We start from the raw sequence: 15017 nt of genomic DNA on the forward strand, positions 1-15017 counted from the left end.
TAATTTTGAAACAATCCATAGATCATGGAGAAATTTACATGAAGAATGATATAGCTATTGAGGTAAAAAACCTCACTAAATCATATACGCTTTACGAAAAGCCGGGGGACAGGATTAAAGATTCACTCGGCCTTGCCAAGAAGAAAAAGTTTAAGGAAAAGATTGCCCTGAATAACGTAAATCTTACGGTGAAAAGGGGTGAGACTGTTGGTATCATCGGAACAAACGGTTCCGGAAAGTCTACAATCCTTAAGATAATAACTGGAGTTCTTACTCCGACATCGGGTGAGGTAAACGTAAACGGCCATATTTCAGCTCTTTTGGAGCTTGGAGCCGGATTTAACATGGAATATAACGGAATCGACAACATCTACTTAAACGGTATGATGATCGGCTTTTCCGAAGATGAGATAAAAAAGAGAATGGACGCAATCCTTGAGTTCGCGGACATCGGAGATTATGTATATCAGCCGGTTAAGACTTATTCAAGCGGTATGTTTGTAAGACTTGCCTTTGCGGTTGCGATAAACATCGATCCCGAAATTCTTATAGTAGATGAGGCACTTTCTGTAGGAGACGTATTTTTCCAGGCAAAGTGCTATCATAAGTTTGAGGAATTTAAGAAAAAAGGTAAGACGATCCTCTTTGTGTCACACGATCTTTCAAGTATAAGTAAGTATTGTGACAGAGCGGTTCTTTTGAATCAGGGCGTGCTCATCGGAGAGGGAACACCTAAGAAGATGATTGATATCTACAAGCAGGTTCTTGTGGGACAATATCCTCTTCCGAGCAGCGAAGGCGAGAATCTTCTCTATGATGATGATATCAGGGAAGCTGCCGCCAAAGCAGACAAAAAAGCTGATTCCAAGATAAAGAAGAGTAGTTCCGAAGGCTCCGCAAATGCCGGTAAAAAAGGAAAAAGAAAAGACGGAAAGGAAACCTTTAGTGAATGGGCTTCCGAGGAAGATGCGGGTGCAAATCCCGATACTCTTGAGTACGGCGACGGATCGGCTAAGATTTATGAGTACTTTGCTACCGATTCAAACGGAGTGAGGTCGAACTCAATAATTAAGGGCACTGAATTTACGGTGCACATGAAGGTCAGGTTCGAAAAGGATGTTGCGGCACCTATTTTTGCACTTACCTTCAAGAATATCATGGGAATTGAGATCACAGGTACCAATTCCATGGTTGAGAAAGCCTTTTTGGAACCTGTAAAAGCAGGTGATGAGAAGGAGATAACCTTCACACAGAATATGTCTTTACAGGGCGGAGAATATCTTTTAAGCTTTGGGGTTACAGGATTTGAGCAGAATGATTTTACTGTATACCACAGGCTGTATGATGCCCTTAATATCACGGTCGTATCAGATAAGAATACGGTTGGATATTATGATATGAACACAACATGTAAAGTGAGAGATATAGATGCAGGAACAGATTAAGATTGGCAATGTCACACTTAATTTCAAACATTATTCCGGGGTCGATCTGTACAGTGACGGTGCTGTAGAGAACGATCTTCTTGAGATTGTAAAAAATCATAAAAAAGAAGAGTTTCAGGAGATCATTGAGAAAAAAGCAAGCTGGCCTATTCTCTACCATCTTTCTGAACAGAGAGCGAATATTGTCGAGTGGATTCCCATGGATCCAAACGCAAAGGTTCTTGAGGTCGGATCAGGATGCGGAGCGATAACGGGAATGCTTTCAAAGAAAGCAGCGAGTGTTGTTTCGTGCGATCTTTCCAGAAGAAGATCCGAGATCAATGCCTACAGAAACAAAGAATGTGGAAATGTGACCATTCACGTGGGAAACTTCAGGGACATTGAGCCTGATCTTGACAGAGATTTTGATTATATTTTTCTAATTGGCGTGTTTGAGTACGGACAGGGATATATCGGAACGGACAACCCGTACGAGAAGTTCCTCAGAATGCTTAACAGACACCTTAAAAAGGGCGGAAGAATTGTAATTGCCATCGAGAATCGTCTTGGACTTAAGTATTTTGCAGGATGTTCAGAAGATCATCTCGGAACATACTTTAAGGGAATCGAAGGTTATACGGCTGACAGCGTTGCCAAGACTTTTACAAGGAACGGACTTATCAATATATTTAAAAAGTGTGGAATGAATGATTATCATTTCTACTATCCGTACCCTGATTACAAGCTCATGACAATGATCCACTCCGATTCTTATTTCCCTAAGTTCGGAGAGCTTCAGGACAATGTAAGGAACTTTGACAGGGACAGAATGATCCTCTTTAACGAGAAACATGCATATGAGGATCTTGTCAAAGACGGAATGTATCCGGATTTTGCCAATTCTTTTGAAGTAATACTGGGACCCGGATTTGATACAGTATACAGTAAGTACAGCAACGACAGAGTTGATGAATTCAAGATAAGAACAGATATCGCCATAAGCAGAACGGGAAGAAAAGTTATTAAGAAATTTCCGCTGAGTGAGGCTGCACGAGAGCATGTTTTCGGTCTAAGGGATGCTTATCTCGGACTTCAGGAGAAGTTCAGGGGCGGCGATTTTGAGATAAATGATTGCCAGATAGACGAGACGGAAGGCTGTGCTGTTTTTTCTTTTGTAAACGGTGTTCCTCTCGCGTCGCTTCTTGATCAGTGCATAGACAGGGATGATATGGAAGCCTTCGATGCACTTATAAATGAGTATATTAAGAGACTTAATTATAAGCCGGATTATCCTGTGTCCGATTACGACCTTATCTTTTCCAACATAATGGTAAACGGACCTATCTGGACTATAATTGATTATGAGTGGACTTACGGAAAATGTATTCCGCCCAAGGAGCAGGTGTGGAGAGCACTCTACTGCTACAGACTCGAAGACAGGAAGAGAGAGAAGTTTGATCCGAAGCCTGTCTATGAGAGACTTGGGTTAAAAGAAAAAGAAATGAAGGTTCTTCTTGATGAAGAATATGCATTCCAGAAATATGTTACGGGAAACAGAAAGTCTCTCGTTGAGATCTGGAAAGATATAGGAAGAAAAGTTATTGTTCCAAAGGAACTCTCAAAGTCTGCGGATGCGGCAAGAGCTGCAGACTGCGTTCAGGTTTATTTTGACGAGGGATTTGGATATTCGGAGGATGATTCGATATTCCCCGAGGAGCAGTATGATGACAAGAATGAGATAAGTCTCGATATTCCGGTAGATTCAAGGTGCAAGGTGCTAAGGCTCGATCCTGCATTTGCTCCCTGCATGGTTACCGTGATAGAGGCTGCATGGAACGGATTGTCTATCGAGGACGGCTCGGCGGATATTACACTTAAGCCTGTAAACGGCGAGTGGATCACAGATGATTCCTTCATGTTTAATACAGACGATCCGAATATTGAGTTCGATCTTACGGCAAGCGGACTCAGTGTAAAGGAGAATAATCATCTCACGGTGAGACTTCTTACTACGATGGTTCCTAAAAACGCCGCAGATGCTATTATCAATTCCGTTGATCTTCAGCCTGGTGTTGAGCAAAAGGAAAAAGTGGGGATAATAAAGAAAATCGGAAGAAAGATTGTTGAAAAGCGTGAGGCACGTTATTACAGAGACGAGGAGTAAAAACGGGGAATGCTTAAGGGGTTAGTTAAAAGTACTCTTGCAACAAAAAGAACAGCTAAATACAACAGGATGGTCAATGCCAAGGCATCAGCTTATGACAAATGGCAAAAGAACATCGAGAAGAGCCCTGTTATCCAGGCGGAAGCACCCGTTCAGTATGAGACGGGAGAGAACGGAGAACTCATACCGCATAAGCTTCCGGAACCTAAGGTAAAGGTTGTTCCGTATGCAAAAGTATGGGAGATGACTGACGCCAAAGATGATGAAAACACGGTATACATTTTTGTAAGTCCCAAGGGAAAACTTACGAAAAGAGCCGGAGAAGTAATAAAACAGTATTTTATAGCGCATCCGGAGCATAACGTTGTCTATGCGGACGAGGATGAGATTGGAAGAGGCGGAAAGTTTATTCATCCTTTCTTTAAGCCTGACTGGTCACCGGATTCATACTTAAATGCTTTTTATATAGGCAGTCTTTTTGCTTGCAGATCCAAGACTGTACATGATGCGATTCCTGAATATGACAATGCTGTCAAGATGCTTGGCGGAACAGCGAACAAGAAAAATTCGCCCGAGCAGATCGGACTTGAAGCGTCGCTTCTTTCAGCCGATGTTCTCTTTTGCATGCTGGCTATTCATGAGAGGGCGTTTGCAAAGAGGACGGGAACAGAGCTTCCGATCGGTCATATAAGAGAGGTTCTGTTTCACAGAAACGCAGGACAGGATGTCTTTTACGGAAGAAGTTTCCATAACTCAAGACATATGCTGCTTAAGCCCGTGACGGTGAGCATTATCATACCGTCAAAGGATCATCCCGAGGTTTTCCAGCAGTGTCTTAATTCGATAATCGAGACAACTAAGGATGCCGGAATAACATATGACATTGTTGTCATAGACAACGGAAGTTCTGCGTCAAACAGGGTTAAGTACGGTGTGTATGCATCGAGAGCGCCCAGAAAAAACGGACTTACCAAGATAAATTATATATACAAGCTTCAGGACTTTAATTTCTCGGCTATGTGCAATCAGGGCGCGAGAAGTTGCACGGGAGAGTATCTTCTTTTCCTCAATGACGATATCGAGGCGGTTAAAGACGGGTGGCTGACGGAGCTTATTTCACAGGCCCAGCTTAAGCATGTGGGAGCTGTCGGAGCAAAGCTTATCTATCCAAAGACCGACCTTATACAGCATGCGGGAATTGCAAATGTGAGAAGAGGCCCCGTTCACAAGCTTCAGAAGATGCATGACAATAAGAGCCATTATTTTGGCTACAACAGAGGAATACACAACATGATAGGCGTGACAGCGGCCTGCCTTCTCATAAGCAGACGCAAGTTCAACGACGTGGGAGGTTTCCCCGAGGAACTTAAGGTTGCTTTCAATGATGTGGATTTCTGCTACAGCGTTTTTGAAAAGGGCTATTACAACGTTTGCTGCAATCATACTTATCTTTTGCATCATGAGTCTCTTACAAGGGGACTTGATAACCTTGATCCGAAGAAGATGGACAGACTTGCGGCAGAAGGCGAGGTGCTTATGAAGAGGCACGCGCACCTGTATAACAAGGATCCTTTTTACAGCCCGCATCTTACGGAAGATGAGACGATATCGGCGATCATTCCGAGAGAAGACTACACGCCTGTTGAAGACATACCTTATATGTCGCCTGTTCTTCATGAGAAGGGAATTAAGGGGGCGAGAGAAGATCAGTGCCTGAGAGTCGGATGCGAGTACAACGCTTCTATGGACAACTGGCTGTATGGCGTTAATACCGCAGATAATATTGAGGGATATTTCCTTAAGGGATACAGTTTTGTTATAGGATCTGACAATGCACTCTATGACAAAAAGCTTCTTTTGAGGCTTGTAGAGAGGTATGAGGATGGTGCAGGACCTGTTGGGCCTGAAGTTTACAGTTTTACGCCCTATATCTGGTACAGACCGGACATCCGGGTAAGACTCCAGGATCAGGTCAATGTGGACCTTACGGGATATAAGCTAAAGATTAAAAAGGGTGAATTAAAACCCGGATTCTATCAGATCGGAATGCTTGCGATAGACAGAACGAGCAGGCTTAAGCTCATTAACTGGGTACCGAACATATTACATGTTAAGAATTGAATGTAAGGAATTGATTGGAAGTTTTTTATGTCAGAAAAAGATTTTGATTTTAAAGCAGCATATGAAAAAGAAAAGTTAAAGAGCGCAGATCTTGCGTCAAGGATTGCGGAACTTGAAGATAAGAACAGCGAGCTTGAGTTTAAGCTCTCAAGGATCAAGAACAATCCTATCTGGAAGGCAAGTACGCCTGCGAGAAATGCCATGCACTTTACGATAAGGCAGATCGACAGGGTGAGAAATCAGGGCTCTGTAAAGGGAGTTATCGCCAAGATAAAGTACAAGCAGGTAGAAAAAAAGGCCATGACTCATTACGGAACGGAGAGCTTTCCAACTCCCGAAGTAAGAAAAGAGCAGGAAGAGACTGTTTTCGAGAAAGCGCCTTTGATCTCTATACTGGTGCCTCTTTATAACACTCCTGAAAAGTTTCTTCGAGACATGATTGAGTCTGTTCTTGTACAGACATATTCAAACTGGCAGCTTTGCCTTGCGGACGGTTCCGATGATGAGCATGTTGGACTTGTATCGCAGATTGTAAGCGAATATATGAAGGAAGACAGGGCTTTGGACAAAGAGGGAAATTGCAAGATTTCCTACGAAAAGCTTGAGAAGAACGAGGGTATCTCGGGAAATACAAATCACTGTCTTGAACTTGCAAAGGGTGAGTATGTCGGTCTTTTCGATCACGATGATATTCTTCATCCGGAAGTTCTTTACTGGTATGTCAAGGCTATAAATGAGGAGAATGCGGATTACATCTATTGCGATGAGACGACCTTTAAGGGCGATGATATCAACAAGATGATAACAATGCATTTTAAGCCTGACTATGCTATTGATAACTTAAGGGCAAACAATTATATTTGTCATTTCAGTGTGTTTAAAAGAACTCTTCTCGAGGGAACTGAGCTCTTTAGAACTAAATTTGACGGAAGCCAGGATCATGACATGATATTGAGGCTCACGGATAAAGCTGAGCATATTGTGCATATTCCAAAGCTTTTATATTACTGGAGATCTCATGCGGGAAGTGTTGCGTCGGATATAAGCGCTAAGCCCTATGCGATTGAGGCTGCAAAAGGAGCTGTGGCAGACCACTTAAGACGCCACGGATACGACCACTTTAAGATTACGAGCACCAGAGCTTTTGAGACAATCTTTAAGATTAGTTATGAGGTTGTCGGAACACCGAAGGTAAGCATTATTATTCCCAACTGCGAACACGCAGAGGATCTTAGAAGGTGCATAGATTCGATATATGAGAAATCTGTTTACGACAACTATGAGATCATTGTTGTCGAGAACGGAAGTAAGGGCTCTGAGATAAAGGGCTATTACGATGAACTTAAGTCTGGATCGCTTAAAGATATTGTGAAGGTCGTAGATTTCTACGAAGATAAGAGTAATCTTAATCCTGACGGTTCAAAACCTAAGTTTAATTATTCCAAGGTTGTGAATTACGGTGTGAAGGCATCTGATGGCGAGTACATCATCCTTCTTAACAACGACACCAAGGTCATAACCGTAAACTGGATAGAGGAACTTTTGATGTACGCTCAGAGATCGGATGTGGGAGCGGTTGGAGCAAAGCTTTATTTCCCCGACAGAAAGATTCAGCACGCAGGTGTTGTTCTTAAGCTCGGCGCCCACAGAACAGCAGGGCATTCCCATTACGGACAGGCAGGTATGAACCTGGGATATATGGGCAGACTTTGCTATGCTCAGGATGTAAGTGCCGTTACGGGTGCGTGTCTTATGGTTTCACGAAAGAAGTACGATGAGGTTGGTGGACTTGATGAAACTTTTGAAGTGAGCCTAAACGACGTTGATTTTTGCCTTAAACTCAGAGAAAAAGGGTATCTTAACGTGTTTACTCCTTTTGCTGAGATGTTCCATTACGAATCTCTTTCACGGGGACTTGACCTTGAGGGAGAAAATGCGAAGCGTTACGAAGATGAGTCGGAACACTTTAGAACAAAGTGGAAGGAAATCCTTGATAAGGGAGATCCTTATTACAACCCGAATTTTTCTCTGGACAGAAGTGATTACAGTCTGAATGTAGAGGGTTATTCGAGTTTAAGGGATCAATAAGGCGTGATATATCATAAATCATGCTATAATAAACCAGTAGTTTTATCCTAAGGAGGAAAGAAAAATGAGTGAAGCATCAAAACAGCTTGAATATTGGCTTAATGATTCATATTTTGATGATGAGACAAAAAAAGAATTGATGGCTATCAGAAACGATGAGGCCGAAGTTGAAGATAGATTTTACAGAGAGCTTGAATTCGGTACCGGCGGACTTAGAGGCGTTATCGGTGCCGGAACAAACAGAATGAACAAGTACGTTGTAAGAAAAGCAACACAGGGACTTGCAAATTATATCAAGAAAAACGGCGGACCCGACGCAGCTAAGAAAGGGGTTGCTATCTCTTTTGACTGCAGAAGATTTTCACCCGAGTTTGCCGATGAGACGGCTCTTTGCCTTGCTGCAAACGGAATCAAGGCTTATGTAAGTGATATCTTACGTCCCACTCCCGAGCTTTCTTTTGCACTCAGAGAGTTTGGATGTATCGCAGGTGTAATGGTAACAGCTTCTCACAATCCTCCGGAATACAACGGATACAAGGTATATTGGGAAGACGGCGCGCAGATCACACCTCCTCATGACAACGGAATTATCGCAGAGGTTATGGCTATCAAGGACTATCATGAAGTTAAGACAATGTCCAAAGAGGATGCCATCGCACAGGGACTTTATGTTTCTTTTGGAACAGAGATAGATGACAAATACATGGTTGAGCTTAAGAAGCAGATCATCCATCAGGATGTTATCGATGAGATGGCTGATAAGTTCACAATTGTATATACACCTTTCCACGGAACAGGTAACCTTCCTGTAAGAAGGGTTTTGAAAGAACTTGGATTTAAGAATGTGTATGTGGTTCCCGAGCAGGAAGCTCCCGACCCCGATTTCACAACTTTGGAATATCCCAATCCCGAGGATCCCAAGGCATTTAAGCTTGCGCTTGAACTTGCAAAAGAAAAGGATGCGGACATCGTTCTTGCAACCGATCCCGATGCAGACCGTCTCGGAATCTACGCTAAGGATCTTAAGACAGGTGAATATGTCGGATTTACAGGAAATATGTCAGGTATGCTTATCGGTGAGTATATCTTGAGAGAGCGTACAAGTACAAAGACTATGCCTGCTAACCCTGCTTTTGTAACAACAATCGTTACCACAAATATGGCAAAACGTGTTGCTGAAAAGTACGGACTTTATTATACTGAGGTTCTTACAGGATTTAAATATATCGGTGAGCAGATCAAGATCTATGAAGAGAACAATCAGTCTCATAACTATGTATTCGGTCTTGAGGAGTCTTACGGATGTCTTGCCGGAACTCATGCAAGAGATAAGGACGCTATCGTTGCCGTTATGTGCCTTTGCGAGCTTGCAGCTTTCTATAAGAAGCAGGGCAAGAGCGTTTGGGATGCAATGATCGATATGTATGAAGAGTACGGCTATTACAAAGAAGGTCAGTATTCTATCACAATGAAGGGTAAGGAAGGTGCTGAGCAGATCGCAGCTATCATGGAGAAACTCAGGAATAATCCTCCCAAGACATTCGGAAACTGGAAAGTTGAAGAGTTCAGAGATTATAAGACAGATAAAGTTATAAACATGGAGACAGGTGAAGAGTCCAAGACAGGACTTCCTTCTTCAAACGTTCTGTATTTTGCACTTAACGATGATTCATGGTGCTGTGCAAGACCTTCAGGAACAGAGCCCAAGATCAAGTTCTACATGGGCGTAAAAGGTAAGAACCTGGAAGATGCCGAAAAGCTTCAGAATGAACTTACCGAAGCTGTTAAGAATGCGGTAGGCTAAGCTGAGAAAACTTGCTGAAATAATATATAGTTAGGATATAAATAATTATGGGAATCAAAAATGCGGTCATAAAAACAATAACATATGCTAAGCGCAATGGTGTTGAGGCCGCATTTTTTGCTGCCCTTGAAAAATCTTCATTACGTGCTTCCGAAAATTACGAATTTCATTCTCTTTCCGAAGATGTTCTTAAGGAACAGAACCTTGAGTACAGAAGGTTCGCCGAGGAAGGGGAAACGGTGAACTTCAGCATTGTTGTGCCCATATACAACACTCCTTCGGACTACCTTAAGGAGATGATCGAATCTGTTATAGCGCAGAGCTATGCAAATTGGGAGCTCGTGCTCGCAGATGCTTCGCCTGAAGCTCTGACTCTTGCGGAAGAATATGCGAAGAACGATCCGAGGATCAAGTATCACCGTCTTGAGGAAAATGCAGGGATTTCCGAGAATACAAACAGGGCAATTGAATTTGCAAGAGGAGATTATATAGGTCTTTTGGACCACGACGATCTTCTTACTCCCGATGCTCTTTATGAGGTCTTTAGAGTCATTAAAAAGAGCATGAAGCAAAATCATCTGTCCGGATATAAAAACTGTCCTATAAGGCTTATATATTCAGATGAGGATAAGTTTGAGGACGATAATGGTAAGAGGCGCTTTTACGAGCATCATGCAAAGCCCTCTTTTAATATGGACTATCTTTTTTCGAATAATTATATCTGTCACTTTACGGTTGTGAGAGGGGATATAATAAAGAGATTGAAACTAAGGTCAAAGTTTGACGGTGCGCAGGATTTTGACTTATTTTTGAGAACAAGTTGCGAAGCGGCTCTTTCAATAGACATGGCTTCGGGACAGATGGCACACATAGGAAAGGTTCTATATCACTGGAGATGCCACAGCGAATCTACCGCGGCCAATCCGGCAAGTAAGATGTACGCTTACGAAGCAGGTCTTCATGCGATTGAGTCGGCACTTAACGATGCAAAGATAGAAGCAGAAGTTTCCAATCTTCCGCATCTTGGCTTCTACAGGGTAGATTACAAGCCCGATATCCTGACATGCAGAAAAGATATAGGATGTGTGGGCGGAAAGCTCGTAGATGATAAAAAGAAGATTGCGGGCGGAATATATGAAAAGGACAAAACAGCTCTTTATAAAGGGCTTTTGATCGGATATAGCGGAGGACTTCAGCACAGAGCTGTAGTTCAGCAGGATTGCTATGCGGTTGATATAAGATGCATGGCGATAAGACCTGAGTTTATCGGCGCCTATGAAGAGATTACGGGCCGGAAATATATAGATACATTTAATGACAATGCTGCAGATGACAGATTTGCAGGGTTATCTGAGGAAGAAATCATAGAGCTCAGTTTACGTGTGTGCGATGAAGTCAGAAAACGTGGCCTTAGGATCATGTGGGATCCGCAGGTTGTTAAGAGGATATGACCCAGATGGAAAAAGTTACGGTGGTAATACCCAATTATAACGGAAAAAAATATCTTGATGACTGCCTTAGAAGTCTTAAAAAGCAGACGTATAGCGACTTTCGCGTTATCATTGTCGATAACGGTTCAACGGACGGAAGCGCTGAATATATCATGGGTAAGTACCCCGATGTCGAAGTTATTGCTCTTAACGAGAATACCGGATTTGCAAATGCCGTGAACGTTGGTATAAAGGCAGCAGATTCCGAGTATGTTTTTTTGCTCAACGATGATACGGTATGCGATGAAAGGGCGGTCGAGTCTTTGGTCAGAACCATGAACAGGGGAAAAAAACTCTTCAGTGTTCAGGCTAAGCTTCTTCAGCTTAAGAATCCCGAGCTTATTGATGACAGCGGGGATTATTATTGCGCTCTTGGATGGGCTTTTTCACCGGGAAGAGATAAAAAGAGCAGCTTTCTTACGAAACAGACAGCCGTAACATCTGCTTGCGCAGGTGCTGCGATATACAGGCGTGCTTTGTTTGATGAAATCGGATATTTTGACGAGAAACATTTTTGCTATCTTGAGGACGTTGATATAGGATATAGGGCCAGAGTCAAGGGATATATCAATGCCTGCGACCCGGATGCTCTTGTTTATCATGCGGGAAGCGGAACTTCGGGCTCAAGATACAACTCTTTTAAGGTTGAATTAACAGCAGGTAATAACTTATACTTTATTTATAAGAATATGCCGGTTTTGCAGATAATTATAAATTTACCTTTTATTATCGCGGGGATTATTATTAAGCATGTCTTCTATGTGCGTAAAGGATTGGGAATGAGCCATGTAAGGGGAATCATGGCCGGTTTTTCCAAAATCTTGAAAAATGCGGACAGAAGACAGAAGTTTGGAAAGAAGGAGTTTCTTGCATGCGCAGGCCTTCAGCTGGAACTGTGGATTAATATTGCAAGAAGATTTGGGGCAACAAGAGTATGATCAAGGACAATCAGGTACATTTAAATAGAGCGCATGTCATTGTGGACGGGCTTATTATAGCCGGTTCATATATTGCGTCTTATTTTATAATCAAGGATCCCACTATCGGACAGTATTCGCAGGAAGAATATTTTAGATATCTGTACTATGTTGTGCCCGCGTATTTGTTTCTTTATTACTTGATGCAGCTGTATACATCAAGGCGTGCACTGAAACTCTGGGATGAATTTGTTGATATATTCGAGGCGAATGTTCTCGGTGTGTTGGGATTGTATGTACTTTTGTTCTGGATAAGTAAGGTTGAATATTCCAGAAGGCTTACTGTTATCTTTTTTGCGATAAATGTTGCTGCTACAACGATTGCGCATGGGATTCTTAGAAAGTTCCTGCAATTTATCAGGAAAAAAGGCTATAACATAAAGCACATTTTGCTTGTCGGATATTCGAGGGCAGCAGAAGGTTATATCAGCAGAATCCTCGACAATCCTCAGTGGGGCTACGTGATCGCGGGTGTTTTGGATGATTTTGTGCCGATCGGAACAAGCTATCACGGAATTGAGGTTATCGGAAATACCGATAAGCTTGCAAGTTATCTGGAAAATAATCAATTTGATGAGATTACTATCACGCTTCCTTTGAATGATTATGACAGACTTGAGGAATTTGTTGCACAGTGTGAAAAATCGGGAGTTCACACAAAGTTCATTCCCGATTATTCATCTCTTTTTCCAAGTAATCCGTATACGGAAGATGTGCAGGGAATACCTGTTATCAATATCAGATACGTACCTCTTACAAATTCATTTAACAGGCTTGCAAAGAGGATGGTGGATATAATCGGTTCTTTGATCGGAATTATTTTGTGTTCGCCGGTGATGTTTGTTGTGGCTTTCCTTATAAAGAGTACGGACAACGGGCCTATACTCTTTAAGCAGGAAAGAGTGGGACTTAACGGCAAAACATTCAATATGTATAAATTCAGAAGCATGAGAGTTCAGACCGAATCTGAAGAGAAAAAGGGCTGGACCACAAAGGACGATCCGAGAGTTACAACGATAGGTAAGTTTATCAGAAAGACAAGTATTGATGAACTTCCGCAGCTTTTCAATATATTGATCGGACAGATGAGTATTGTCGGACCAAGACCCGAGAGACCTCAGTTTGTTGAGAAGTTCAAGGAAGAAATTCCCAGATATATGGTTAAGCATCAGGTAAGACCCGGGCTCACAGGCTGGGCTCAGATAAACGGCTACAGAGGAGATACTTCTATAAGAAAAAGAATTGAATATGACCTCTATTACATCGAAAACTGGTCGATGATGTTTGATTTCAGAATAATAATCGGAACCATAAGATACGGAATTGTCAATAAAAATGCATATTGAGCGTATAGACTTGTATATTTTTCACTTTTGTGGCAAAATGTATTGGGTATACGCTAACTTTTTTACGCAAATGTTAAAAAGTGTTGCACAGAAGTTTTAATAATCTATGACCAGTTTGTTGGGACAACATGGAGAATTGGAGAGGTAATATGGCTAATCGTGATGATGAATATTATGACAGAGGCGGTCGCAGACCTTCTCAGAGAGATGATAGATACAGAGACGATATGAGATCCTCAGGAAGAGGAAGAGACTCTAGATCTAGACGTGATTATGATGATTATGATGAGCGTCCTGTCAGAAGAAGAGAACCTGACGGAAGAGGCTCCAGATACGATGACCCCAGAAGAGGCGGTCAGTCATCAAGACCCGGTGCACCCAGAAATGGTAAGAAAAATAATAAAGCATTAATACTACTTATAAGTGAGATCGCAGTTGCGTTGTTGCTTTTGGTTGCTGCTTATAACATATTCTTTAAGATGGGAGCTACAAAGGTCGGAAGAGTTAATCTTGATGAGTCCGAGATCAATGATAGTATCAGTGAAGCAGCTGCAGACAGTGAACACATGAAGGGATATACAAATATTGCTCTTTTTGGTGTTGACTCAAGAAAGGGACAGCTTGATAAGAAGACAAGAACAGACTCGATCATAATCTGTTCTATCAACAATGATAACGGTGAGATCAGACTTTGTTCCGTATATCGTGATACATGGCTTAATCTTAGTGATGACTCTTATGATAAGTGTAATGCTGCATATGTATACGGTGGTCCTGAGCAGGCAATCAAGATGCTCAATATGAACCTTGATATGGATATTAAGCACTGTTATACAATCGGTTTCAGAGGATTGTCAGATGTTGTTGATGCTTTGGGTGGTGTAGAGATTGATGTTCCCGATAACGTTGTTAAGCATCTTAATAACTACGAGAATACAATGGCTCAGGAACTTAAGATGGAATATAAGCCTGTAGAGAAAGCGGGACTTCAGAGACTTACAGGTCTTCAGGCTACAGCTTACTGCCGAGTAAGATATACGGCAAATGGTGATATCGACCGTGCGGCAAGACAGAGAGAAGTTATTCAGGCATGTCTTGAAGAGGCAAAGAAGAAGAGCCCTGCTGAACTTGAAGAAATTGCAGAAAAAGTATTTAAGGAATCATATACAACACTTCATTTTGATGAGATAGTCAAACTCCTCAAGAAGGTTCCTAAGTATGAGATTGTGGATCAGGCCGGATTCCCCAGCGAAGGCATGATAAATCCTAATGCCAGAGTTGGAAAGAAGAGTGTTGTAGCACCAGTGGATCTTGAGAGCAACGTTAAGTGGCTTCACGGATTCCTCTTTAATGATACTGAGTATGCTGTATCTGATGATGTTAAGAAGTACAGTCAGAAGATCAGTACAGATACCGGTGCGGGTAAATAATTAACCTACGGGTATTAAGAAATATAGTAAAGTAAGAAGACTAGCGCAGTTACAGGAAAGTAAGGCGATTTTTAGCAGAATATAATAGAAGGGCCGGGTTCTGTATGAGCTCAGCCCTTTTTGTTCATTAGAAATATCAGTAACTCTATGATTGGGACTGATTATTTAATATA

The 15017-nt window shown here is 42.0% G+C and carries 9 protein-coding genes; all 9 read left to right on the forward strand.

Translation table 11 applies throughout. The annotated features are described in order from the left end of the window. Positions 1 to 38 precede the first annotated feature (38 nt). The 9 genes from G628_RS0104285 (at position 39) to G628_RS0104325 (ending at position 14844) form a co-directional block, all read left to right on the forward strand. Complete coding sequence (locus G628_RS0104285) at positions 39 to 1445, forward strand: ABC transporter ATP-binding protein (protein ID WP_027208546.1); 1407 nt, start codon at positions 39 to 41, stop codon at positions 1443 to 1445. Then, positions 1429 to 3588, forward strand: coding sequence for a class I SAM-dependent methyltransferase (locus G628_RS18405; protein ID WP_081670550.1), 2160 nt, complete (start codon positions 1429 to 1431; stop codon positions 3586 to 3588). Before G628_RS0104285 ends, G628_RS18405 begins: the two co-directional genes overlap by 17 nt. A 9-nt stretch (positions 3589 to 3597) precedes the next feature. Continuing rightward, entirely contained in the window at positions 3598 to 5709 is a 2112-nt protein-coding gene (locus G628_RS0104295; RefSeq protein WP_026655776.1) for a glycosyltransferase, read from the forward strand. Between the two features lie 27 nt (positions 5710 to 5736). After that, positions 5737 to 7797 carry a glycosyltransferase family 2 protein gene (locus G628_RS0104300; RefSeq protein WP_027208547.1) on the forward strand — a complete coding sequence of 687 codons (2061 nt, stop codon included), beginning with the start codon at positions 5737 to 5739 and terminating at the stop codon, positions 7795 to 7797. 64 nt (positions 7798 to 7861) lie between these two features. Next, positions 7862 to 9601, forward strand: coding sequence for a phospho-sugar mutase (locus G628_RS16390; RefSeq protein WP_026655774.1), 1740 nt, complete (start codon positions 7862 to 7864; stop codon positions 9599 to 9601). A 47-nt stretch (positions 9602 to 9648) separates the two neighbouring features. Next, on the forward strand, positions 9649 to 11052 hold the full coding sequence (locus G628_RS17970; protein ID WP_051199017.1) for a glycosyltransferase family 2 protein: 1404 nt from the start codon (positions 9649 to 9651) through the stop codon (positions 11050 to 11052). Positions 11053 to 11057: 5 nt separating this feature from the next. Next, positions 11058 to 12029, forward strand: coding sequence for a glycosyltransferase family 2 protein (locus tag G628_RS0104315; protein ID WP_034500634.1), 972 nt, complete (start codon positions 11058 to 11060; stop codon positions 12027 to 12029). Then, on the forward strand, positions 12026 to 13414 hold the full coding sequence (locus G628_RS0104320; protein ID WP_027208549.1) for an undecaprenyl-phosphate glucose phosphotransferase: 1389 nt from the start codon (positions 12026 to 12028) through the stop codon (positions 13412 to 13414). Before G628_RS0104315 ends, G628_RS0104320 begins: the two co-directional genes overlap by 4 nt. A gap of 149 nt (positions 13415 to 13563) precedes the next feature. Beyond that, positions 13564 to 14844 (forward strand): LCP family protein, encoded by a 1281-nt coding sequence (locus G628_RS0104325; RefSeq protein WP_027208550.1) that lies wholly within the window; start codon positions 13564 to 13566, stop codon positions 14842 to 14844. Positions 14845 to 15017: the final 173 nt, after the last annotated feature.

The organism is Butyrivibrio hungatei NK4A153 (assembly GCF_000424465.1).
GTDB classification, from domain to species: domain Bacteria; phylum Bacillota; class Clostridia; order Lachnospirales; family Lachnospiraceae; genus Butyrivibrio; species Butyrivibrio hungatei_A.